The organism is Enterobacter sp. RHBSTW-00593, assembly GCF_013784105.1.
GTDB classification, from domain to species: Bacteria; Pseudomonadota; Gammaproteobacteria; order Enterobacterales; family Enterobacteriaceae; genus Enterobacter; species Enterobacter ludwigii.
In genome coordinates, this window is the sequence record NZ_CP056393.1 from 2,985,141 (window position 1) to 3,006,243 (window position 21,103).

Here is a 21,103-nt window from a genome sequence, read left to right on the forward strand (position 1 = left end):
AAGGTCATGGCGCAAAACAGCGCGTTATCAACGCTGAAAGATCTGGCTGAGAAAGAAGTTGATGATGCCGCATTGCAGCTTGGCGCAATGCGACGCGGGTGCCAGCAGGCTGAAGAGCAGTTGAAGATGTTAATCGACTATCAGCATGAATATCGCACCAACCTCAATACCGATATGACACAGGGCATTGGAAGCCAGCGCTGGATTAACTATCAGCAGTTTATTCAGACGCTGGAAAAGGCGATAGAACAGCATCGCCAGCAGCTTAACCAGTGGACCCAGAAAGTCGACACCGCGCTGAATTTCTGGCGCGAGAAAAAGCAGCGACTGCAGGCCTGGCAGACCTTACAGGACCGACAGATCGCGGCAACGACCCTGGCGGAAAACCGTCTGGATCAGAAGAAAATGGATGAGTTTGCCCAGCGCGCATCAATGAGGAAACCGGAATGATCACATTGCAACAACTGCTGATGACCGACAGCGACCTGTCGGGCGGCATGCAAACAGGGAAAGGCACCGACGGTGCACAAGACTTTCTTTCTCTGCTGGCAGGCGCCCTGACGGACGCAACAGGCCAGGGCAACGATGCGCCGCTGACGCTGGCTGACCTGAAAGCAGCCGGCAGTAAGCTGTCAAAAGTTGCTCAGGAAGCCGGGGGGGAGAACACCCTGCAGGCCAAAATAGCCAACCTGCTCTCGCGTCAGCCAGCCCTGACAGGCGATGAACCGACAGCAGCCACCCCGCTGGAAACCCTCGTTTCCGGGCTGGTGCCGGTTTCAAAAGGTGATGCCCTGAAGACCCTGAGCGCGGTGAAAACGCAGGATGACAGCAAAAGCGAGCTGAGCGAAGAAGAGCTGGCAGGGTTGAGCGCGCTGATGGCGATGCTGCCCCACCAGCAGACGGCAACGCCGGTGGCCTCTGGCGCGACAGGTATTGGCGTGACGGCGAAATCAACGCTGAACGCTGCCGCGCTTTCGCAAAATGGTGCAGGTCAACAGTCCATGAGCACCCTGCTGGCGGGCCATGAAAAAGCGCAACAAGCGTCGACTTATCAGGCGCAGGCGCAAAACGCCGATCCGTCTCAACCGGTCAACGCCCCGGCGACCCCGATCGTGGCCGCCGCCGCTGAGAAGCAGGATCTCGCCAGTTCACCCTCTTCAACAGCCCCGACCGCAACGCTTGCGCCCGTCATTTCCAGCAACGTCACCAGCCACACTGCCGCAACCGTTGCCACGGCACCGGTATTGAGCCAGCCGCTGGGAACCCAGGAGTGGCAGCAATCCCTGAGTCAGCACATTACGTTGTTCACGAAACAGGGCCAGCAGACCGCAGAGTTGCGTCTGCATCCGGAAGATCTGGGTCAGGTCCAGATTACCCTGAAACTGGATGATAACCAGGCACAGCTGCAAATGGTGTCGGCGCACAGCCACGTGCGTGCGGCCCTGGAAGCTGCACTGCCGGTCCTACGCACGTCGCTTGCTGAGAGTGGCATTCAGCTCGCGCAAAGCAGTGTCAGCAGCGAGAGCTTTGCCGGACAGCAGCAGTCCTCCTCTCAACAGCAGCAACAGGCTTCACGTTCCGGTAATACCGGCGGTTTTAATGAGGAGAGCGATGAGTTACTGCCTGCCCCTGCCGCCCTGCAATCCGCGGCGCGTGGCAACAGTGCCGTAGACATCTTTGCCTAAACGCCAGAGGTAGCGTGATTATCCCCGTCTTTTCCACGCTTTGACGACAGCAGGACACGGGATAATCACCTTATTAAGCTGTACCGAAACAGGAAGCTCGTATCAGATGACTGACTCCGCGATCACCAAAAAAAGCAAGCGTTCCATCTGGATCCCGCTGCTGGTGTTAATCACGCTCGCCGCCTGCGCTACCGCGGGCTATAGTTACTGGCGTATGCAGCAGGAACCTTCTACCGCTGCAGCCAAAGCCGAACCGCCTCCTCCGCCGGCACCGGTATTCTTCCCACTGGATACCTTCACCGTGAATCTGGGTGATGCGGATCGTGTGCTGTATGTGGGTATTACGTTACGCCTGAAAGATGAAGCCACGCGTGCGCGCCTGAATGATTATCTTCCTGAAGTGCGTAGCCGTCTGCTGCTGCTGTTCTCTCGTCAGGACGCCTCTACACTTGCTACCGATGACGGTAAGCAAAAGCTGGTCGACGCCATTAAACAGACGCTGGCGACCCCGCTGGTAAACGGTCAACCCAAGCAGGAAGTCACTGACGTTCTGTATACAGCCTTCATACTGCGGTAACGACATGGGCGACAGTATTCTTTCTCAGGCAGAAATCGACGCGCTTCTTAACGGCGACAGCGATAAGAACGATGATCCGCAACCGGGTATTGGCGGCGATAGCGATATTCGTCCTTATGATCCCAATACCCAGCGCCGCGTAGTACGTGAACGTCTGCAGGCGCTGGAGATCATTAACGAACGTTTTGCACGTCAGTTCCGTATGGGGCTGTTTAACCTGCTGCGTCGTAGCCCGGATATCACGGTCGGTGCGATCCGCATCCAGCCGTATCATGAGTTTGCCCGCAACCTGCCGGTGCCAACGAACCTTAACCTGATCCACCTGAAACCGCTGCGCGGCACAGGTCTGGTGGTGTTTTCGCCAAGCCTGGTGTTCATTGCGGTGGATAACCTGTTTGGTGGCGACGGGCGTTTCCCGACCAAAGTGGAAGGGCGTGAATTTACCCACACCGAGCAGCGCGTCATCAACCGCATGCTGAAGCTGGCGCTGGAATCTTACAGCGACGCGTGGAAAGCGATTAACCCGCTGGAAGTGGAGTACGTACGTTCTGAGATGCAGGTGAAATTTACCAATATCACCACCTCCCCGAACGATATCGTCGTGAATACCCCGTTCCATGTGGAGATCGGTAACCTGACCGGTGAGTTCAATATCTGCCTGCCGTTCAGCATGATCGAACCGCTGCGTGAACTGCTGGTCAACCCGCCGCTGGAGAACTCACGCAACGAAGATCAGAACTGGCGTGAAAACCTGGTGCGCCAGGTTCAGCATTCTCAGCTTGAGCTGGTGGCGAGCTTCGCGGATATCCCGCTGCGCTTATCCCAGATCCTGAAATTACAACCCGGCGATGTTTTGCCGATAGAAAAACCCGACCGCATTATTGCCCATGTGGATGGTGTCCCCGTGCTGACAAGTCAGTACGGCACAATTAACGGTCAGTATGCGTTACGCGTTGAGCACTTGATCAACCCGATATTGAATTCGCTGAATGAGGAACAGCCCAAATGAGTGACATGAACAATCCGTCCGATGAAAACAGCGGAGCACTGGACGATCTGTGGGCTGACGCGTTAAACGAGCAAAAAACGACTCCGGCCAAAAGTGCAGCGGATGCTGTGTTCCAGCAGCTCGGCGGCGGCGATGTCAGCGGTACGCTGCAGGATATTGATCTGATTATGGATATCCCGGTTAAGCTGACCGTGGAACTGGGCCGCACCCGCATGACCATTAAAGAGCTGCTGCGTCTGACGCAGGGTTCCGTGGTGGCCCTTGACGGTCTCGCCGGCGAACCGCTGGATATTCTGATCAACGGTTATCTCATTGCCCAGGGTGAAGTCGTGGTGGTTGCCGATAAATACGGCGTGCGCATCACCGACATTATTACGCCATCTGAACGTATGCGTCGTCTGAGCCGTTAAGCATGAAAACCCAGGCAACAATATCACAGCCCTCTGCCGTTCCCGGCTCTCCGCTGCTCCAGGTGAGTGGCGCGTTGCTCGGTATTATTGCCTTTATTCTTATCGCCGCATGGCTGGCGAAGCGCTTCGGCCTGGCGGGTAAAACCGCCGGCACCCGCGGTCTGAAGGTCAGCGCCAGCACGACACTGGGGCCACGCGAGCGCGTGGTCGTTGTCGATGTGGAAGATGCACGGCTGGTGCTGGGCGTGACTGCCTCCAGCATCAACGTCTTGCATAAACTGCCGCCAGCCCCGGCAACGGGTGACGAGCGCGCAGAAGTCCCTGCGGATTTCCAGTCCGTCATGAAGAGTTTGCTTAAGCGTTCCGGGAGATCCTGATGCGCCGTTTGTTATCCCTTACGCTTGCGGGCGTCGGCCTGTTTGCCCCTGCGGTTTACGCGCAACTGCCCGGTCTGGTCTCAACCCCTCTTGCAGGCGGCGGGCAAAGCTGGTCGCTGCCGGTGCAGACGCTGGTTTTCATCACCTCGCTGACGTTTATTCCGGCGATCCTGCTGATGATGACCAGCTTCACCCGAATCATCATCGTCTTTGGCCTGCTGCGCAATGCGCTGGGCACCCCGTCCGCGCCGCCTAACCAGGTACTGCTGGGTCTGGCGCTGTTTTTAACCTTTTTCATTATGTCGCCGGTTATCGACAAGATTTATACCGACGCATACCAGCCGTTTAGCGAAGATAAAATCTCCATGCAGGAGGCGCTCGATAAAGGGGCTCAGCCGCTGCGGGAGTTTATGCTCCGCCAGACCCGGGAAGCGGACCTGGCACTCTTCGCCCGCCTGTCCAATACCGGCGAGCTTCAGGGACCGGAAGCCGTTCCGATGCGTATTCTGCTGCCTGCGTATGTCACCAGTGAGCTGAAAACGGCCTTTCAGATTGGCTTTACCATCTTTATTCCGTTCCTGATTATCGATCTGGTGATCGCCAGCGTTCTGATGGCGCTCGGGATGATGATGGTGCCCCCGGCCACCATTGCCCTGCCCTTTAAGATCATGCTCTTTGTCCTGGTCGATGGCTGGCAACTGCTGGTCAGTTCGCTGGCGCAGAGTTTCTACAGTTAAGGAGCCGTAATGACGCCAGAATCGGTCATGATGATGGGCACGGAAGCGATGAAAATCGCGATAGCCGTTGCCGCGCCGTTACTGCTTGTCGCGCTGGTGACCGGTCTGATTATCAGTATCCTGCAGGCCGCCACGCAGATTAACGAAATGACGCTGTCATTTATCCCAAAAATCATCGCCGTGTTCGTGGCGATTATCGTTGCCGGGCCGTGGATGCTGAACCTGTTGCTGGACTATATGCGCAACCTGTTTACCAATCTGCCGTACATCATCGGCTGACCCGACGATGCTGCACTTCACCAGTGACCAGTGGGTTCAATGGCTTGGCGTCTATTTCTGGCCGATGCTGCGTATCCTGGCGCTGATTACAACGGCCCCCATTCTCAGTGAGAAAACGATACCCAAGCGCGTCAAAGTGGGGCTGGGCATCATCATCACCATTATCGTCGCCCCTTCTCTCCCGCCCGTGGATATTCCGATCTTCTCGGCGAAAGCGGTGTGGGTTGCACTGCAACAGGTGATGATTGGCGTGGCCGTAGGCTTTACCATGCAGCTTGCCTTCGCGGCCGTGCGGACCGCCGGCGAACTGATTGGCCTGCAAATGGGTTTATCATTCGCCACGTTTGTGGATCCCGGTAGCCACCTCAACATGCCGGTGCTGGCGCGCATTATCGATCTGCTCGCCATGTTGCTGTTCCTGTCGTTTAACGGCCATCTGTGGCTCATCTCCATGCTGGTGGATACTTTCCATACGCTGCCGATTGGGGAAAACCCGGTGAACAGCAACGCGTTTCTGGCGCTTACGCGTGCGGCCGGGCTTGTTTTCCTGAACGGCCTGATGCTGGCGCTGCCGATCATCACCCTGCTGCTGACCGTGAACCTCGCCTTAGGCTTACTCAACCGAATGGCACCGCAGCTCTCAGTGTTCGTCATTGGTTTTCCGCTGACGCTGACGGTCGGTATTTTATTAATGTCATTACTGATGCCCCTTATCGCCCCCTTCTGTGAGCACTTATTCGGCGAGATATTCAATCTGTTAGCAGATATTGTCAGTGAGCTACCGCGTAAATAATAGCCCTCACAGTTGATATTGTCTTTCTGAGGATATTCCTAAAATAAAACGTGAAAAACATCTTCCAGGATATATCTGACGCGGTTTAATTGTTTCTAACCACCTCACAATACTTAATATTTACTTTACTTTAAGAAGATTCCTGGCAAATTATACGTAACTTTACGGGATAGTGAGTCCGCCTGAAAGTCTTTGTCATGCTCACAGGTTTATTAATTTTTTCCATCCCGTATGGCTGTTATGAGCTCTCAGGCAGATGGTGAATTATCGTTACGCATTGAGTGAGGGTATGCCATGTCAACGATCATTATGGATTTATGCAGCTACACCCGGCTAGGGTTAACCGGGTACCTGGCAAGCAGAGGGGTAAGAAAGAGAGACATCAACGATGCACACACCGTTGACGAACTCGCAGCCGCTTGTGACGAACTTAAACCAGGCGTGGTGTTTATTAATGAGGACTGTTTCATTCACGATCCAGCCAACAGTCAGCACATTAAGCAAATCATTAATCAGCATCCAAAAACCCTGTTTATTGTTTTTATGGCGATCGCGAATATCCATTTCGATGAGTATTTGTTGGTTCGCAAAAATTTATTGATCAGTTCTAAATCGATTAAACCAGAGTCGCTGGATGACATTCTGGGTGATTATTTGAATAAAGAAGTTAAAAATGTAGGAGCGGTTAACTTACCCACCCTATCATTAAGCAGGACTGAATCAAGCATGCTGCGAATGTGGATGGCAGGCCAAGGGACTATTCAGATCTCAGACCAGATGAATATTAAAGCCAAAACCGTTTCGTCACATAAAGGAAATATTAAAAGGAAAATTAAAACGCATAATAAGCAAGTGATCTATCACGTGGTACGCCTCACCGATAATGTGACGAACGGGATTTTCGTCAACATGCGTTAGTCGCTAAAAAAACCCTTTGCACCCTACCTTTGATCTCTGGCCTGGCCAGAGATTTTTGCTTCTGTGGACAGTGTCGGGCGCGCCAGTCGCCACCCGACGCCATGCTATTGCGCCTTCTCTACAAAGATGCCATCCGGGTGTCCCAGTTCGTTAAAAAACCAGATGCCGAGCGGGTAGTCTTCAAGTGATACCAGGTACATCGTGCCTTCACTAAACTCTTCAATTGCCAGGACCACACCCGGGCGGCGCGGTCCACCGTCCGTTTTAACGGTTACCCGATCGTTGACCTTCATACGTTCCTCCTCTGGTTTTGAGCCAGTGTAGAACAAAACGCCTTAACTGGCATCGCTGCCCGGTGTGAATGGCGTTTTTGTGCGCAGTCTATACTTACGGTTGGAGACGGCAAAATGAGGTACCCCGTAATGAAGACCGACAAAGAGTACAGCGACACCATCAAACGTGAGGTTGAGGTGGATGTCGATGCCCTGCTGGCCGCCATCAATGAGATCAGTGAGTCAGAAGTCCGTCGTTCGGACGACAATTCAGACAGGGTCATTGTGAACGGAAGGGATTATCACACCTACCGTGAACTGGCGGAGGCCTTCGAGCTTGATATACACGATTTTAGCGTGTCTGAAGCAAATCGTTAGGACGAAAAAAATCCCGGTCATGGGGATGGCCGGGATCAAAACTTGCTTATGCAAGAAGCACTTGAAAATTCGTTACACCAGGAAATCTGATGTACACAAAACACTATCCTCAACCATTTTGTATGACAAGCATATATTCTCATGGCGAATATAATATTTGGTACATAATAAATTTAGTTATGAGGGACAACATGCGCCGCATGCGGGTTTGGCAGGAGAGATACCCTTTTGCCTCACTTAAGCGTTAGGAATTTTTTTAGGAATATTCTTAGGTGGCAGTTTGTCAGTTATCAGGAGTCGTTATGCCTTCACTGCAGGATAGCCTGCTGATCTTTTCCGATCTCGACGGCTCGTTGCTCGATATTCATACGTACGAGTGGCAACCGGCCATGCCCTGGCTGGACACCCTCCTGGATAATCAGGTGCCGGTTATTCTCTGCAGCAGCAAGACCGCGGCAGAAATGCTGGATATCCAGCAGGATCTGGGTCTGGAGGGGTTACCCTTCATAGCTGAGAATGGCGCGGTGATTCAGCCCGACGTGCGCTGGGAGACAGGTCAACGCCACATCAGGGGGATGACGCACCGCGACATTCGCCCGCTGATCGACCAGATTCGCCAGCAGCGGGGCTTTAAATTCACCACCTTTGATGACGTCGACGAACGGGTTATCAGCGAGTGGACGGGGCTGACGCGCTATCGTTCGACCCTCGCGCGCCGACACGAAGCCTCCGTCACGCTCATCTGGCGCGACAGCGATGAAAAAATGGCGCAATTTGACGAGGCGCTGGCGCAGTGCGGCCTGAAATGCCTGCAGGGAGCCCGCTTCTGGCATGTTCTGGATGCTCGCTGCGGTAAAGATGTTGCGGTTGACTGGCTGATTGAGCAGTACCGTGAGCGGGAAGGCATTGTGCCGGTTACCCTGGGGCTTGGCGATGGTCCAAATGATGCCCCGCTGCTGGACAGCGTGGACTACGCCGTGGTGATCAAGGGTATTAACCGGCAGGGCATCACGTTACGTGACGATAACCCCGCCCGGGTGTACCACACGCAACAGCCCGGACCCGTGGGCTGGCAGGAGGGGCTGGATCACTTCTTATCCTGATCGTGCCAGAACACCCGGTTGCGCCCGCACTGCTTGGCCTGATACAACCGGGCATCCGCCACTGACTGCAACTGTTCGAAATCGTAATTGTCCTTTTCCTGGGCGCTACTTACCCCCAGTGAGGCACTGATACGCACGGTGGTACTCTTTTTCACCAGGATCTCTTTACTGTTGATGCGTGAGCGAATGCGTTCCGCAATCCCCCTCGCCTCTTCAAGCCCGCTGCCGGGCAGTACCACGCAGAACTCTTCCCCACCCACGCGTCCGGCAACATCATTCTTGCGCAGTGCGCTGCCAATCAGGCCCGCGGCATGGGAAAGCACTTTGTCCCCGGCCTGATGGCCAAAGCGATCGTTAATGCTTTTAAAATGGTCGAGATCGATTTGAATCACCGAGAACGGCAGCGACTGCTGCCGACATTTTTCCGACAGCATTTTGGCACGCTCAAACAGGGCACCACGGTTATTCAGGCGGGTGAGCGGATCGTGCCAGGCCTGCCACTGCAAAGAGTGCTGAAGCGTATACATATTGCTGACCATCCGACGGATAACCAGCCACGAGATAAGAAGCATGGCGGTGAAGAGTGCCCAGAGCAGCGCCAGCACGATACTGATACTGCCGAAGTCCCCCTTCACGCCTTCATGCAGGGTATGAACGCGTAAAATCACACCATCGAAGTGATCGAGCCGCTCCCAGCTGATAAAGCGGCTTCCGAGGCGGATCCCCCCGCCGGTATCGTTCTCAATCGCGTGCGCTATCTGCGCCGTTTCGCGTTCGTCAAACCGGTTCACCAGACTACCGGTCTCTTCTGACGTGGCAATCATATTCAGCCGGGTGTCGTACAGCTGATATTCCCCCTCTGTACGCTCTTGCGTTGCCTCTTCCAGCAGATGTTTCATGGTCTTCAATGAGAAATCCATCGCCACAACGCCATACCAGTAATGGTCAAAATAGATCGGTACGCTGGCCGTGATCATCCGTTCACCACCGGTCCAGGGCGACGGGCTGGAGATAAACCAGCGCACCGCGCGAGCGCGATTGTTACGTTCAGACTGCTGGGTAAACCACGGCTGGGTAACCAGATAGTAATAGCGCTGGCTAATATCACTCGTCTGTTCAGGCGTGTCCGTCGCAAGGTAAAACCCGGCGCGAGACGCATAGATAACCCGCTCTTCACTTTGCCCCACCGAGGACGCCAGTCGGAGTAAATACCCCACTTCGAGGGCGGCAGAAATTTCATTGCTGATACGCTCAGGGTCACGATTCAACAGCGTGGTTTTTTCGACGAACGCATCCGACACGCCGTTAATGGGGAGAGTGCGTTTTTTATCAACGGCGAGCTGCCAGCTGGGGCGCGTGCGAAAGGCGTTAAAGCGTGAAATCGCTTCATACAGGACATCAAAGGCCAGCGGCGTCTGGATGGCATCACGCATGCTTTTTCGGAAAAACAGCATTTTATCCACGCTGTACTGTAACTGCCGGTCCAGCGAAGTGGCTACCGTTTCCAGATGATTACGCTGGCTGGAGATATACGCATCTTCCAGTACCACCACCTCTCGCCAGGTCAGGAGCGTGGAAAATATCAGTACGATGAGAAAACAGAGATTAACAATCAACCCCGGATTGCTACGCATATGCAGCCATTGCAGAAAAGATCGTCTTACAACAAAGGTCTCGCGCTGCACACACACTCCCTGATTACTGCCCGACGCCGGATACGGAAGGTAAAAACGCCCGGCAAAGCCGGGCGTTATGTCATTAAGCCTTGTCTCGCTTGCGCTGCCCGTCTCCCGGCTGAAGCTCATCTTCACGGAACGCTTCCCGCTTGATGCTATAACCGTCGTGCCACCGGCATTCCACCATACCGCTGGAATACCCGGTGACAATCATACGTGGGCCGCCCTTCTTAGGCTTAACTTCATCACTGACCAAAAAGACCATACCTGCCTCCTGTATCAGGGTGAAACGTTTTCAATTTAGACGAGGAATGATCTTTTTGCACCCCGCAACAGGTAACAATTAGTGCGACGTTCCGCGGATTTTTTCGACCAGTTTTACGGCCCCAACCACGATAATGCCAATGATAAAGCCCAGCACAAGATTAAGCAGCGTGGGCAGAATTGCCGCCACTATGCTGCCCTGCGCCGAGGCGAAATGTTCAATAGCATGATGCAGCGGCGCGATACCGTGAACCACAATACCGCCTCCGACAAGGAACATCGCCAGCGTACCAACCACTGACAGGCTCTTCATCAGCCAGGGCGCGGTCACCAGCAGGCTTTTACCGATACCTTTGGCGATAGCGCTCGATTTTTCTTCCAGCCAGTAGCCGATATCATCCAGCTTAACGATAAGCCCCACCAGCCCGTACACCCCCACCGTGACCAGAATGGCGATCCCGGAGAGGATCAGGACCTGGTTCAGAAGCGGTGCTTCAGAGACAATACCTAACGTAATGGCCACGATCTCCGCCGACAGAATAAAGTCGGTACGAATGGCACCTTTCACCTTATCACGCTCGAAGGTTTTAGGATCCTGCGCGGCCAGCGCCTCAAGACGCTGCTGGCGCATTTCCGGCGTGTCGCTGTTCTTACGTGCGGCGAACGAGTGCAGGATCTTCTCAGCGCCTTCGAAGCATAAAAATGCGCCGCCAATCATCAGCAACGGCGTGATCGCCCATGGGATAAACGCGCTGATCAGCAGCGCAAGCGGCACCAGGATCACCTTATTCAGGAATGAGCCTTTCGCTACGCCCCATACCACCGGTAATTCACGGTTGGCCCGAACGCCACTCACCTGCTGGGCGTTGAGCGATAAATCGTCTCCCAGAACCCCGGCGGTTTTCTTCGCCGCCAGTTTTCCCATCACCGAAATGTCATCCAGTAAGGTGGCAATATCATCCAGTAATGTTAATAAGCTACTTCCTGCCAAAATCTCATTCCTTCTTTTTTTGGTAATTAAGTGAATAGTATGGAGCAAAAGTGTAAACCCGGAAACAGGCACCTCGCGTCAACAAAAAATTCACATCAACTACACAATTAAAGCGCTCGCCAGGCCGATAGTTTTGGCGTTTACTGTCAGCGACCTTTTCATTTTGTCGCGAGGGATTATGCGTTTCCGGCAACTGCTACCGCTCATTGGGGCACTTTTTTCGCTGTATATCATCTGGGGTTCCACCTACTTTGTCATTCGTATCGGCGTGGAGAGCTGGCCGCCGCTCATGATGGCGGGCGTACGCTTTCTCTCGGCGGGCGTGTTACTGATGGCCTTCCTGCTGTTACGGGGCCATAAGCTGCCTCCGCTTCGCCCGATGCTCAATGCCGCTCTGATTGGCCTGCTGCTGCTGGCCATAGGGAATGGGTTTGTGACGGTCGCCGAGCACCAGAACGTGCCGTCCGGAATCGCCGCCGTCGTGGTCGCGACCGTCCCGCTGTTTACCCTGTGCTTTAGCCGTCTTTTCGGCATCCGCACCCGCAAGCTCGAGTGGGTAGGGATTGGGATCGGGCTTGCCGGGATCATCCTGCTCAACAGCGGCGGTAACCTGAGCGGAAATCCGTGGGGCGCAGTGATTATCCTGATCGGCTCCATGAGCTGGGCATTTGGGTCGGTATACGGTTCACGAATTGAGCTACCGACCGGCATGATGGCGGGCGCGATTGAAATGCTCGCGGCGGGAATTGTGCTGCTGATTGCCTCAACGCTGACGGGCGAAAAACTGACAGCCATGCCGGACCTTTCGGGCTTCCTGGCCGTGGGTTACCTGGCATTATTTGGCTCTGTCATCGCCATTAACGCCTATATGTTCTTGATCCGCAATGTCTCGCCGGCGATCGCGACCAGCTACGCTTACGTGAACCCGGTGGTTGCCGTACTACTGGGCACCAGCTTTGCCGGCGAAACGTTATCTCCCGTGGAATGGCTGGCGCTGGGCGTGATTGTCTTTGCCGTTGTGCTGGTAACGCTGGGGAAATATCTGCTTCCTGCGAAGCCGGTTGTTACGCCGTGTGAGGTGGAGAAACCGTAAGCGGGTGAATACCCTGGGTGTCGATCTGCGCGGCCTGCCCGCCGCCGCAGATCCACTCTTCCAGCCGTTCTGTCAGGTCGGCATCGGTACGTCTTAATCTGCCGCGCAGCGCGCACTCCCAGACAATCAACACCCGCCAGCCCTGCGCGAGAAGCGTGCTAAGGTCACGGTTGTCCCGCGCGACGTTCTTGCCAATCTTCTCCAGCCAGAAATCCGTACGCGTCGCGGGAACCTTAAACAGGTAGCAGTCGTGGTGATGCCAGAAACAGCCGTGGGTAAAGATGATGCATTGATACGCATCGATAACGAAATCCGGACGGCCCGCAAGCGCGGCATCCTGCACGCGGAAATCAAACCCCGCCTCGGTCAGCAGCCCGGCTAGCCGCTTTTCAATGGCGGTATCACGCGTGCCGATGGCACGCATGTTTTTACTGCGCGTCGCCTTATCGTGAACATCCGTCATTGACGGCCTCACTCTCACGTAACGCCACGGCCTGTCTGATGCGGGAGGCCAGCAGTTTTGCCACCGCCGCAAACGCGGGAACGACCACCGAGTTACCAAACTGCCGATAAGCCTGGGTGTCCGACACCGGAATACGGAAGGTGTAACCCTGCGGGGTCTCAAACCCCATCAGCCGAGCGCATTCACGCGGCGTTAAGCGGCGCGGACGGTGACGCTGGTTATCGGGATCGTCAAAATCTTTCTCCCCCAGCGCTTTATCCCAGCCCCGGTCGATCAGGATCTCTGCGCCATCTTTATAGTAGCGAGCGGACAACGTGCGCGTCACACAGTGCGGATCGTTCGGATTAACCATCCCGAAGCCAAAACCGTTGCCTTTGGCCTGGTGTTTTTTCGCATAGCGGTAAAGGTATTTCCACAGCACCGGGGTGAGGATAAATTTCGCGTCGACAACAGGCTCCAGCAGGTCGGCCACGGTTGGGCGACGCGCAGGATATAAAGAGGGAATATCCCGCAGGGTAAAATCCCCCTTCAGGTTGAGGTCGCGGCGAAAACCAACCAGCACAATGCGTTCGCGGTGCTGCGGCAGGAAATGCTTACCGTCGATGATTTTCGGGTCATCCGCGCCCATATGCTGAGCGTCCGCTACGTCATACCCCAGCTCATCGAGCGTTTGCATGATAATGCGGAAGGTCTTTCCGCCGTCATGGCTCTTGAGATTCTTGACGTTCTCCAGCACGAAAATCGCCGGACGACGGGCATCGATAATGCGGACAACATCAAAGAACAGCGTGCCTTGCGTATCGCAGGCAAAACCGTGGGCGCGTCCGAGGGCATTCTTTTTCGACACGCCGGCCAGCGAGAAAGGCTGGCACGGGAAGCCCGCCAGCAGGACATCATGGGCCGGAATTGACTGGCGAATGTGCTCAGCCGCCTCTTCATCACTCACGCCGCTTTTGTGGCTCAGCGTAACATCACGGATATCGGCGTTGAAACGGTGTTCATGGGGATCGCAGTACCAGTTGGCTTTGTAGGTACGGACCGCATGTTTGTTCCACTCGCTGGTAAACACACACTGCCCGCCAATGGCCTCAAACCCGTGTCGAATGCCGCCAATGCCGGCAAACAGATCGATAAAACGGAAGGCATAGTTCGGGTGTGCGGCTGAAGGACGCGGAAGCAGGTTTTGCAGGTAACGAAACTCGCCCTCACTCAGACGCTGCCCTGCCCGCTCGCTGGTCAGCAGTCTCTTCAGGATTGCCGGACTCCAGTGGCTCTCACCGTGCGCCACCAGCTGATTCGCCAGCGTTTTAGCATCATAGATATCCAGCAGCTGGCGCAATAAAGCCTGCACCGTTGCCGTTGATTTCTCAGCCTGCTCTGGCGCGGGCTCACTCACTGATCGATTTTCCTGCATTCTTTTAACCGGAGAATAAAGACTGGAAACAGATTACCACAGTTCACTCGCTCAAACTGCGACGGAAGCGGCTCAGCACCTGGGTATCCAGCCCCAGGCAGTCGCCCTGTAATTCGGCACTTAATTTCGCCATAAACTGGATGAGAAAATCGGCGTTGTGTTGCGCAAGTTCGCGCCCCACGTCTGTGTGCATTGTATCAGGCAAGCGCAGCAGCTTGGTCTGAAAATGGTCGAGGGCAAAGACGCGGTCATTAAGGGTGCGCGCGTCGGCAAACGGGTCTTCAGCGTTAAAGAGCGCCACGCCCAGCGCCCCCGATACCGCAAAGACGCGCGCAAGACCAATAGCACCAAGCGCTTCCAGCCGGTCAGCATCCTGAACAATTTTGGCTTCAAGACTGTGCGGCGCGATACCGGCGCTAAAACTGTGCGCTTCAATGGCATGCTCCACGGCTGCATAGCGTTCAGAGGCGAAATCCGGAAAATCGCGACGCAGAATGTCGAGCGTCTTGCTGGCAGCCAGACGTGATGACTGGCTGCGTTGGGGATGGTTTTTCGGCAGGCTGACAATGTCATGGAAATAACAGGCGGTCAGTACCACCAGTGAATCGACCGCCTGGTTCGCCATGATTTTTTGCGCCGTCATCCAGACACGACGAAAGTGCGAAATATCATGCGCAGCGTCGTGGGTCGCGTGGTTTTCATCGAGCCAACGCTCAAAGCGAGACTGCCACTGCGTAAGTTCCATCATCACGTCCTGTTGTTAAAACGGCTACAATAGCAACTTTCCCCGCCGCTATCACGGCTTGTCCTGACAGGGACGCGTGTACCCTGCATTCCCGAGGAAATATATTTAATATCAATTGGAGATATTAAATAATACTGCCGCTAAATACTTAATGATAATTTATTTCTATATATTCTAAACTCTAATTCACCAGAAAAATAAAGCGACAGATAGAAATGTTTTGCAATATTTCTACGATTTTAATTACATTTATTTTTGAACCAAAATGACATTGCGTAGAATAGTATCAATTCTGTAATGACAGAGAGTGATTACATATATTCATATTAATTATCTTTAAAGGGAATATATAATGAAAAGAAAAGTTCTGGCAATTCTCGTACCCGCATTATTAATGGCTGGCGCAGCACATGCAGCTGAAATGTATAACAAAAACGGCAATAAAGTTGATCTGTACGGTAAGATCGATGCGCGTCATACCTTCTCTGACCACCCTGGGGATGATGGCGATGAAACCTATGTACAAATTGGTTTCAAAGGCGAAACACAAATCACTAACGATGTTATTGGTTATGGCCAGTGGGAATATAAAACTTACGCCAATAATACCGAAAGTGCCGGTGATACTTCATTTAACCGTCTGGCGTACGCTGGCCTGAAATATGGCGAATACGGTTCATTCGATTACGGTCGTAATTACGGCGTCGTGTATGATGTTGAAGCCTGGACCGATATGCTGCCCGTATTTGGGGGCGATTCTTATACCTGGACCGACAACTTCATGGTCGGCCGTGCAAACGGTGTGGCGACCTACCGTAATGCCGATTTCTTCGGCCTGGTTGAGGGTCTGAATTTTGCGCTGCAGTATCAGGGGGCAAACGAAGGTCAGGACGCAACAGAAGATCAGGAAGGGACCAAGAACGGTCATGACGACGTGCGTTTCCAGAACGGTGACGGCTTCGGTATGTCCACTAGCTATGATTTCTCCGGCGATCTGTCTGGCCTGACCTTAGGCGCGGCCTACTCCTCTTCTGACCGTACCAATGAGCAGGAAGCGAAGGGTATACAAGACAGCGCACGTTTCGCCGGCGGGAAGACTGCGGAAGTGTGGACCGTTGGCGCGAAATATGATGCCAACAGCGTTTATCTGGCGATGATGTATGCGCAAACCCGTAATATGACGCCATATGGCGATACCGGGATTGCGGATGAGACGCAGAACTTTGAAGCCGTGGCACAATACCAGTTCGACTTCGGCCTGCGTCCGTCCCTGGCATGGGTTTACTCCAAAGGCAAGGACATGACTTATCTTGGCAATGCGGGTAACCCACAGGGCCAGCATGGCGACATGGATCTGGTTAACTATATCGACGTCGGTATGACCTACAGCTTTAACAAAAACTTCTCCACCTATGTTGATTACAAAATCAACATGCTGGACAACGACGAAAGCTTCTACGAAGCAAACGGCATCTCTACAGATGACATCGTTGGCGTAGGTATGACGTACCAGTTCTAACTTCCCACTATGATAAAAGCCCGCATCGCGGGCTTTTTTTATTCAACAGAGAAATGTTACGGAGCTTCCTGCAGTGCCAGACGAATAAAGCCGTTGTTCTGCGCCAGCAGTTCATGCGCCTTCCAGGCATCCAGCCCTGTCAGCACCATCAGCACCGCTGTTTTACAGTTATGGTTGCAGCTCTCCAGCGCGGCTTTCGCCGCTGACCGGGTGCATCCCCCCGCTTCCATGACGATGGCAATTTGCCGTTCAGACCATTTGGTGTTGCTGGCGTCCAGATCCACGCGCAGGTTGCTGAACACGCGTCCGGTTCGAACCGCCAGGCCGGTGGTTATCATGGTCAGGATCATTTTTTGTGCGATCCCGGCTTTGGTATTGATATAACCCGCGATCGCGTCCGCGCCAAGCTCCGGGGCAATCACCATGCTCGCCAGCTGCGCGGCTTCACTTTGCGCGTCATCCGAAATAGCCGCGACCGGGGAACCCAACGACCACGCATGGCGCATCGCGCCCCAGACCCACGGTGTTTTGCCGCTGACGGTGACCGCCAGCATCATATCCTGTTCACCAAATTTGATGGCCTGCAGGTCAGCGACACCGCGCTCGTAGCTGCCCGCCTCCTCTCCCGCCGTTATGGCGATCACAGGCGTTTTTCCCGGGGCATAATCATCGGCTGCCTGCTGCGCGACACGGCCTGACGAGCCGGCGCCAACAATGACCAGACGACCACCGTGACTCAGGGTCGCAGCGGCGTTATCCACCACGCGGGCGATCGTTGTTAAACATGGGGTTATTGCAGCGGAGATGAGGGCATCATCCTGGTGAATGACTTTCAGCATGTCCAGCGTGGACAATCTATCGATATTCATCGTGCTGGCGTGCCGTCTTTCCTTGACCGAACCGGTAAGCGTAATGCTCATAAACAACCTCCTTATTATGAGTACCCCTACACTATAAAGTGTTTTAGACAGGTGACCTGCGAGGAGGGTCACGAAAAGAGGACCGAATCCATGCCTTTACATGGCTTTAAGAAATGCGCGTCATCGGCGATAATTACCCCTTTCTTAATCATCGCGGAGTTTTGATGAGCGATTTGCAGCCCTTCCCCCTGACGCGCAAGCGCCCCATGAAACTGAACACCCTGGTCACGTTAATGGTGTGCGCGATTATCGGTTCTGTGCTGCTGTTGGTATTTGCGCTCTATTCCGTCCAAATCACCCGTGCCACCCGCGATGATGTTAAGGATACGGCCCTTGGGATCGCGCGAACGCTGGCCGACAGTCCCGAAATTCAACGCGGTCTGATGCAGGCTCCCCAGGCGGATATTATTCAGCCCATCGCCCAGGCGGTCACCAGGCGCAACGACCTGCTCTTCACCGTGGTCACCGACATGCGCGGTATTCGTTACTCGCACCCGAACGAAGCCCTGTTAGGTCTGCACTTTATCGGCGATGACCTGACGCCCGCGCTGGAAGGAAAGGAGCATGTCGCCGTTAACCGGGGTGCCCTCGCGGAAGCGCTTCGCGTCTTTACTCCCGTCTTTGATAGCCAGCACGAGCAGATCGGCGTGGTGGTGGTCGGCATCTCCCTTAAAAAAGTGGAAGATCAGATTGCCCGTGGGCGGCTTAACGCCGTCTGGACCATATTATTCAGTATATTGATGAGCTCGCTGGCCATCTGGGGTCTGGTTCGCGTGCTCAAACGTATCCTGTTCGGCCTTGAGCCGTATGAGATCTCTGCGCTGTTCGAACAGCGGCAGGCGATGCTGCAGTCGCTTCGCGAAGGGGTTCTGGCCGTGGATATTCAGGGGCGGGTGACGATGATTAACCACACCGCCAGAGAAATATTGCTTCTGCCTTCCGGCAAACAGACCGAAAATGCCAGTGCTCCCCTGCTGGCAAGCCTGCGGGAAGTCTCGAAGAGTGGCATTGCACGCAAGGATCAGGAGATCAGCTGCAACGGGCGACTCTTGCTGTGCAACATGGTGCCTGTTAAAAGCCAGGAGCGGGTTATTGGTGCCATCACCACTTTTCGCGATAAAACGGAAATCAGCCAGCTGATGCAGCGTATTGATGGCATGGTCAATTATGTCGATGCCCTGCGCTCCCATACGCACGAGTTTATGAACAAACTGCACGTGATCCTCGGTCTGCTGCATATGAAGCGCTACGACAAACTTGAAGAGTACATCATCCAGACGGCGCATAATTATCAGACCGATATTGGTACCATTCAGAGCAAAGTTAAATCTCCGGTGATAGCCGGGTTCCTGCTGGGTAAAATCAACCGGGCTAAGGAAGCAGGGATCGCCCTGACGCTGGCCGATGAGTGCCAGATACCGGATACCGCCAACGAAGAGCAGGTTGCGGTGCTGATTACCGTGCTGGGTAACCTCATTGAAAACGCGCTCGACGCGATGGAAGGACAGCAGGAAGGCGAAATTGGCCTGCTGCTACATTATCAGAATGGCTGGCTCAGTTGCGAAGTCAGCGACGATGGCCCCGGTATTGATCCGGCTCAGCTCGAGGCTGTTTTTACAAAGGGCTTCTCAACCAAAGGCGAAAATCGCGGCGTTGGGCTGTTCCTTGCTCGTCAGCAGATCCAGAACCTGGGCGGAGAGATTACCGTCGAGTCTGAGCCTGGCGTATTTACCCAATTTTTTGTTCACATCCCCTGGGATAGCGAGAGGAATATCGCGTGATAAATGTGTTAATTGTCGATGATGACGCCATGGTGGCCGACCTCAACCGTCTGTATGTCAACCGTGTTGAAGGCTTTAGCTGCTGCGGCGTCGCCTCCACGCTCAACCAGGCCAGGACCATCATTAACGACCCCAGCCAGCCTGTCGATCTGGTGCTGCTGGATGTCTATATGCAGCAGGATAACGGGCTGGATCTCCTTCCCGTCATCCGTGCCTCAGGCCGGCCGATCGATGTCATTATGATCTCCTCCGCCGCCGATGCCGCCACCATCCAGACCTCCATCCATTACGGTGTGGTGGATTATCTGATTAAACCGTTCCAGTTCCCGCGTTTTGAAGAGGCGCTGAACGGCTGGAAGGCAAAGCACAGCCTGATGGGATCGCATCAGTACTATGAGCAGGCCGACGTCGACAGATTGATCCACGGCGGTGCGCCGGAACTGGCGGACAGTAAAAAACTGCCGAAAGGGTTAACGCCGCAAACGCTGCGTACGATTTGTCAGTGGATTGATGCGCACCCGGAGACGGAGTTTTCCACCGATGATCTGGCAAACGCGGTCAATATTTCACGCGTGTCCTGTCGGAAATACCTGATCTGGCTGGCGCAAATCAACATTCTGTTTACCAGCATTCACTACGGTGCCACCGGGCGGCCGGTGTATCGCTATCGCCTGCAGCCCGAGCAGACGGCACTGCTCAAGCAGTACTGTCAGTAACGCGGTAGCTGTTATCCAGCAAGGTAAAATGGAAGTGGTGCGCTGAAGAGAGCACCACTTCTTTTGTTTTGGTCACGAAGATTGCTTCAATGTCGGGTCGTGCACGCAGCGCTGAACAGCCTTTACTGACGCCCATGCCGTACATCAGCGTGGTCCAGATATCACCGTCAATGGAGTTTTTCGAAATGATGGTGACGCTGTCCAGTTCGTTATCCAGCGGATAGCCGGTACGCGGGTCAAGTATGTGGTGATAACGCCTGCCATTTTGCTCAAAAAAGCGTTCGTAGGTACCCGATGTCACCACCGACATGTTCTCTACGGTCATCGTACCGATCAGCGCCTCCCCGGCGAACGGTTTTTTGAGCCCCACGCTCCAGCCCCCTTCAGGTGAACCCAGCGTCTGGATATTACCGCCAAGATTAATAAGCCCCAGTTGAGCGCCCTCTTTACGCAGGTAATCGCGCACTCTGTCGGCGATATAGCCTTTGGCGATGGCCCCCAGATCAATCTCCATGCCCGCCCGGGTCAGGAACACGCTGCTGCTGGCCTCATCAAGGACCACATCCTCAGGATGGGTAATGGCGAGCAACGACGCGATTTCATCGGCAGGCGGAACGCTATCTCCCCGAAAACCGATTTTCCAGCGTTTCACCAGCGGGCCGATGGCCAGGTTAAATGCGCTGTCCTTGAGCTGGCTTGCCGCTTTCGCACAGCGGATAAGCTCAAAAACCGGGCGACTGACGGTGACAGGATGCTGACCGGCAGCATGGTTGATATCCATCACCTGCGAGCTGGCACGGTTGACGGTCAGCAGGTCTTCATACTGTTTAATCAGTCTAAAAACGCGAGAAGCGAGGGCTTCATCATGAGAGAAAAGCTTCAGGAGAATGGGCGATCCCATCAGAACGGCGGAGTAACTGTAGACGCGGTGTTCAGAAGACATGGTGCAAGCTCCCTGGTTGAAATGCCGGATACACGGCGCG

Annotated in this window: 24 protein-coding genes and 1 pseudogene; 16 read left to right on the top strand and 9 right to left on the bottom strand. The window is 54.4% G+C overall.

Translation table 11 applies throughout. The annotated features are described in order from the left end of the window. Positions 1 to 6 precede the first annotated feature (6 nt). The 10 genes and pseudogenes from fliJ to rcsA all read left to right on the top strand — a co-directional run bounded on the left by fliJ (position 7) and on the right by rcsA (position 6,785). Positions 7 to 450: a flagellar export protein FliJ gene (gene fliJ / locus HV242_RS14175; RefSeq protein ID WP_014170734.1), complete on the top strand. Its 444-nt coding sequence runs from the start codon at positions 7 to 9 to the stop codon at positions 448 to 450. Beyond that, positions 447 to 1,685, top strand: a complete 1,239-nt coding sequence (gene fliK / locus HV242_RS14180) for a flagellar hook length control protein FliK (RefSeq protein WP_020883337.1) — start codon at positions 447 to 449, stop codon at positions 1,683 to 1,685. Before fliJ ends, fliK begins: the two co-directional genes overlap by 4 nt. A 106-nt stretch (positions 1,686 to 1,791) precedes the next feature. Then, a complete protein-coding gene (gene fliL / locus HV242_RS14185; RefSeq protein ID WP_020883336.1) occupies positions 1,792 to 2,262 on the top strand; it encodes a flagellar basal body-associated protein FliL in 471 nt (156 codons plus the stop codon). A 4-nt stretch (positions 2,263 to 2,266) separates the two neighbouring features. Further along, positions 2,267 to 3,271, top strand: coding sequence for a flagellar motor switch protein FliM (fliM, locus tag HV242_RS14190; RefSeq protein ID WP_014170737.1), 1,005 nt, complete (start codon positions 2,267 to 2,269; stop codon positions 3,269 to 3,271). After that, positions 3,268 to 3,681 (top strand): flagellar motor switch protein FliN, encoded by a 414-nt coding sequence (gene fliN / locus HV242_RS14195; protein WP_014170738.1) that lies wholly within the window; start codon positions 3,268 to 3,270, stop codon positions 3,679 to 3,681. The genes fliM and fliN overlap by 4 nt, the downstream gene beginning before the upstream one ends. A gap of 2 nt (positions 3,682 to 3,683) precedes the next feature. Then, positions 3,684 to 4,058 carry a flagellar biosynthetic protein FliO gene (gene fliO / locus HV242_RS14200; protein ID WP_025203802.1) on the top strand — a complete coding sequence of 125 codons (375 nt, stop codon included), beginning with the start codon at positions 3,684 to 3,686 and terminating at the stop codon, positions 4,056 to 4,058. Next, complete coding sequence (gene fliP, locus HV242_RS14205) at positions 4,058 to 4,795, top strand: flagellar type III secretion system pore protein FliP (protein ID WP_008500316.1); 738 nt, start codon at positions 4,058 to 4,060, stop codon at positions 4,793 to 4,795. The genes fliO and fliP overlap by 1 nt, the downstream gene beginning before the upstream one ends. Positions 4,796 to 4,804: 9 nt before the next feature. Beyond that, positions 4,805 to 5,074: a flagellar biosynthesis protein FliQ gene (fliQ, locus tag HV242_RS14210; RefSeq protein ID WP_008500315.1), complete on the top strand. Its 270-nt coding sequence runs from the start codon at positions 4,805 to 4,807 to the stop codon at positions 5,072 to 5,074. Positions 5,075 to 5,081: 7 nt separating this feature from the next. Beyond that, a pseudogene (gene fliR / locus HV242_RS14215) lies at positions 5,082 to 5,883 on the top strand (flagellar biosynthetic protein FliR). Positions 5,884 to 6,161: 278 nt separating this feature from the next. Continuing rightward, complete coding sequence (rcsA, locus tag HV242_RS14220; RefSeq protein ID WP_008500313.1) at positions 6,162 to 6,785, top strand: transcriptional regulator RcsA; 624 nt, start codon at positions 6,162 to 6,164, stop codon at positions 6,783 to 6,785. A 104-nt stretch (positions 6,786 to 6,889) separates the two neighbouring features. Here the strand turns inward: rcsA and dsrB are convergent, their stop codons facing one another. Continuing rightward, positions 6,890 to 7,078, bottom strand: a complete 189-nt coding sequence (gene dsrB, locus HV242_RS14225; RefSeq protein WP_020883333.1) for a protein DsrB — start codon at positions 7,076 to 7,078, stop codon at positions 6,890 to 6,892. A 129-nt stretch (positions 7,079 to 7,207) separates the two neighbouring features. On the opposite strand from dsrB, the gene yodD reads away from it, so the two are divergent. Together yodD and HV242_RS14235 are read left to right on the top strand one after the other, a co-directional pair. Further along, positions 7,208 to 7,435: a YodD family peroxide/acid resistance protein gene (gene yodD / locus HV242_RS14230; protein ID WP_008500310.1), complete on the top strand. Its 228-nt coding sequence runs from the start codon at positions 7,208 to 7,210 to the stop codon at positions 7,433 to 7,435. A gap of 302 nt (positions 7,436 to 7,737) precedes the next feature. Then, complete coding sequence (locus HV242_RS14235; protein WP_063858310.1) at positions 7,738 to 8,538, top strand: mannosyl-3-phosphoglycerate phosphatase-related protein; 801 nt, start codon at positions 7,738 to 7,740, stop codon at positions 8,536 to 8,538. On the opposite strand, the gene dgcQ is transcribed toward HV242_RS14235, so the two are convergent. The 3 genes from dgcQ to HV242_RS14250 all read right to left on the bottom strand — a co-directional run bounded on the left by dgcQ (position 8,523) and on the right by HV242_RS14250 (position 11,469). After that, positions 8,523 to 10,223: a cellulose biosynthesis regulator diguanylate cyclase DgcQ gene (gene dgcQ, locus HV242_RS14240; RefSeq protein ID WP_044867762.1), complete on the bottom strand. Its 1,701-nt coding sequence runs from the start codon at positions 10,221 to 10,223 to the stop codon at positions 8,523 to 8,525. The genes HV242_RS14235 and dgcQ overlap by 16 nt on opposite strands. A 73-nt stretch (positions 10,224 to 10,296) precedes the next feature. Continuing rightward, positions 10,297 to 10,479, bottom strand: a complete 183-nt coding sequence (locus tag HV242_RS14245; protein ID WP_014170745.1) for a YodC family protein — start codon at positions 10,477 to 10,479, stop codon at positions 10,297 to 10,299. 78 nt (positions 10,480 to 10,557) lie between these two features. Then, entirely contained in the window at positions 10,558 to 11,469 is a 912-nt protein-coding gene (locus HV242_RS14250) for a DUF808 domain-containing protein (RefSeq protein WP_020883330.1), read from the bottom strand. Between the two features lie 178 nt (positions 11,470 to 11,647). Between HV242_RS14250 and yedA the strand changes: the two genes are divergently transcribed. Continuing rightward, the gene (gene yedA, locus HV242_RS14255) at positions 11,648 to 12,562 is read left to right on the top strand and encodes a drug/metabolite exporter YedA (RefSeq protein WP_020883329.1); all 915 of its coding nucleotides are present in this window, start codon (positions 11,648 to 11,650) and stop codon (positions 12,560 to 12,562) included. Here yedA and HV242_RS14260 read toward each other — a convergent pair. The 3 genes from HV242_RS14260 to HV242_RS14270 all read right to left on the bottom strand — a co-directional run bounded on the left by HV242_RS14260 (position 12,534) and on the right by HV242_RS14270 (position 15,184). After that, a complete protein-coding gene (locus HV242_RS14260; protein ID WP_050737015.1) occupies positions 12,534 to 13,025 on the bottom strand; it encodes a very short patch repair endonuclease in 492 nt (163 codons plus the stop codon). The genes yedA and HV242_RS14260 overlap by 29 nt on opposite strands. Further along, positions 13,006 to 14,421 (bottom strand): DNA cytosine methyltransferase, encoded by a 1,416-nt coding sequence (locus HV242_RS14265; protein WP_050737016.1) that lies wholly within the window; start codon positions 14,419 to 14,421, stop codon positions 13,006 to 13,008. The genes HV242_RS14260 and HV242_RS14265 overlap by 20 nt, the downstream gene beginning before the upstream one ends. Before the next feature lie 61 nt (positions 14,422 to 14,482). Beyond that, positions 14,483 to 15,184, bottom strand: a complete 702-nt coding sequence (locus HV242_RS14270) for a phosphohydrolase (protein WP_050737017.1) — start codon at positions 15,182 to 15,184, stop codon at positions 14,483 to 14,485. Positions 15,185 to 15,536: 352 nt separating this feature from the next. On the opposite strand from HV242_RS14270, the gene ompC reads away from it, so the two are divergent. After that, positions 15,537 to 16,703, top strand: a complete 1,167-nt coding sequence (ompC, locus tag HV242_RS14275) for a porin OmpC (protein ID WP_050737018.1) — start codon at positions 15,537 to 15,539, stop codon at positions 16,701 to 16,703. A 56-nt stretch (positions 16,704 to 16,759) separates the two neighbouring features. Here the strand turns inward: ompC and HV242_RS14280 are convergent, their stop codons facing one another. After that, the gene (locus HV242_RS14280; RefSeq protein WP_050737019.1) at positions 16,760 to 17,623 is read right to left on the bottom strand and encodes an N-acetylmuramic acid 6-phosphate etherase; all 864 of its coding nucleotides are present in this window, start codon (positions 17,621 to 17,623) and stop codon (positions 16,760 to 16,762) included. A gap of 164 nt (positions 17,624 to 17,787) precedes the next feature. On the opposite strand from HV242_RS14280, the gene HV242_RS14285 reads away from it, so the two are divergent. Beyond that, positions 17,788 to 19,404: a sensor histidine kinase gene (locus HV242_RS14285; RefSeq protein WP_050737020.1), complete on the top strand. Its 1,617-nt coding sequence runs from the start codon at positions 17,788 to 17,790 to the stop codon at positions 19,402 to 19,404. After that, on the top strand, positions 19,401 to 20,120 hold the full coding sequence (gene dcuR / locus HV242_RS14290) for a two-component system response regulator DcuR (protein ID WP_050737021.1): 720 nt from the start codon (positions 19,401 to 19,403) through the stop codon (positions 20,118 to 20,120). Before HV242_RS14285 ends, dcuR begins: the two co-directional genes overlap by 4 nt. Here dcuR and HV242_RS14295 read toward each other — a convergent pair. Next, positions 20,101 to 21,063: an FAD:protein FMN transferase gene (locus tag HV242_RS14295; RefSeq protein WP_050737022.1), complete on the bottom strand. Its 963-nt coding sequence runs from the start codon at positions 21,061 to 21,063 to the stop codon at positions 20,101 to 20,103. The two genes, dcuR and HV242_RS14295, sit on opposite strands and share 20 nt — an antisense overlap. Positions 21,064 to 21,103: the final 40 nt, after the last annotated feature.

Excerpts from the sequence above, each read along its gene's own strand:
- fliO (WP_025203802.1), top strand. The coding sequence starts at position 3,684 with ATGAAAACCCAGGCAACAATATCACAGCCCTCTGCCGTTCCCGGCTCT.
- HV242_RS14235 (WP_063858310.1), top strand. The coding sequence starts at position 7,738 with ATGCCTTCACTGCAGGATAGCCTGCTGATCTTTTCCGATCTCGACGGC.
- yedA (WP_020883329.1), top strand. The coding sequence starts at position 11,648 with ATGCGTTTCCGGCAACTGCTACCGCTCATTGGGGCACTTTTTTCGCTG.
- fliP (WP_008500316.1), top strand. The coding sequence starts at position 4,058 with ATGCGCCGTTTGTTATCCCTTACGCTTGCGGGCGTCGGCCTGTTTGCC.
- fliN (WP_014170738.1), top strand. The coding sequence starts at position 3,268 with ATGAGTGACATGAACAATCCGTCCGATGAAAACAGCGGAGCACTGGAC.
- HV242_RS14295 (WP_050737022.1), bottom strand. The coding sequence starts at position 21,063 with ATGTCTTCTGAACACCGCGTCTACAGTTACTCCGCCGTTCTGATGGGA.
- ompC (WP_050737018.1), top strand. The coding sequence starts at position 15,537 with ATGAAAAGAAAAGTTCTGGCAATTCTCGTACCCGCATTATTAATGGCT.
- HV242_RS14285 (WP_050737020.1), top strand. The coding sequence starts at position 17,788 with ATGAGCGATTTGCAGCCCTTCCCCCTGACGCGCAAGCGCCCCATGAAA.
- HV242_RS14270 (WP_050737017.1), bottom strand. The coding sequence starts at position 15,184 with ATGGAACTTACGCAGTGGCAGTCTCGCTTTGAGCGTTGGCTCGATGAA.
- HV242_RS14245 (WP_014170745.1), bottom strand. The coding sequence starts at position 10,479 with ATGGTCTTTTTGGTCAGTGATGAAGTTAAGCCTAAGAAGGGCGGCCCA.
- HV242_RS14280 (WP_050737019.1), bottom strand. The coding sequence starts at position 17,623 with ATGAGCATTACGCTTACCGGTTCGGTCAAGGAAAGACGGCACGCCAGC.
- HV242_RS14260 (WP_050737015.1), bottom strand. The coding sequence starts at position 13,025 with ATGACGGATGTTCACGATAAGGCGACGCGCAGTAAAAACATGCGTGCC.
- fliJ (WP_014170734.1), top strand. The coding sequence starts at position 7 with ATGGCGCAAAACAGCGCGTTATCAACGCTGAAAGATCTGGCTGAGAAA.
- fliM (WP_014170737.1), top strand. The coding sequence starts at position 2,267 with ATGGGCGACAGTATTCTTTCTCAGGCAGAAATCGACGCGCTTCTTAAC.
- rcsA (WP_008500313.1), top strand. The coding sequence starts at position 6,162 with ATGTCAACGATCATTATGGATTTATGCAGCTACACCCGGCTAGGGTTA.
- fliL (WP_020883336.1), top strand. The coding sequence starts at position 1,792 with ATGACTGACTCCGCGATCACCAAAAAAAGCAAGCGTTCCATCTGGATC.
- dsrB (WP_020883333.1), bottom strand. The coding sequence starts at position 7,078 with ATGAAGGTCAACGATCGGGTAACCGTTAAAACGGACGGTGGACCGCGC.
- fliQ (WP_008500315.1), top strand. The coding sequence starts at position 4,805 with ATGACGCCAGAATCGGTCATGATGATGGGCACGGAAGCGATGAAAATC.
- fliK (WP_020883337.1), top strand. The coding sequence starts at position 447 with ATGATCACATTGCAACAACTGCTGATGACCGACAGCGACCTGTCGGGC.
- yodD (WP_008500310.1), top strand. The coding sequence starts at position 7,208 with ATGAAGACCGACAAAGAGTACAGCGACACCATCAAACGTGAGGTTGAG.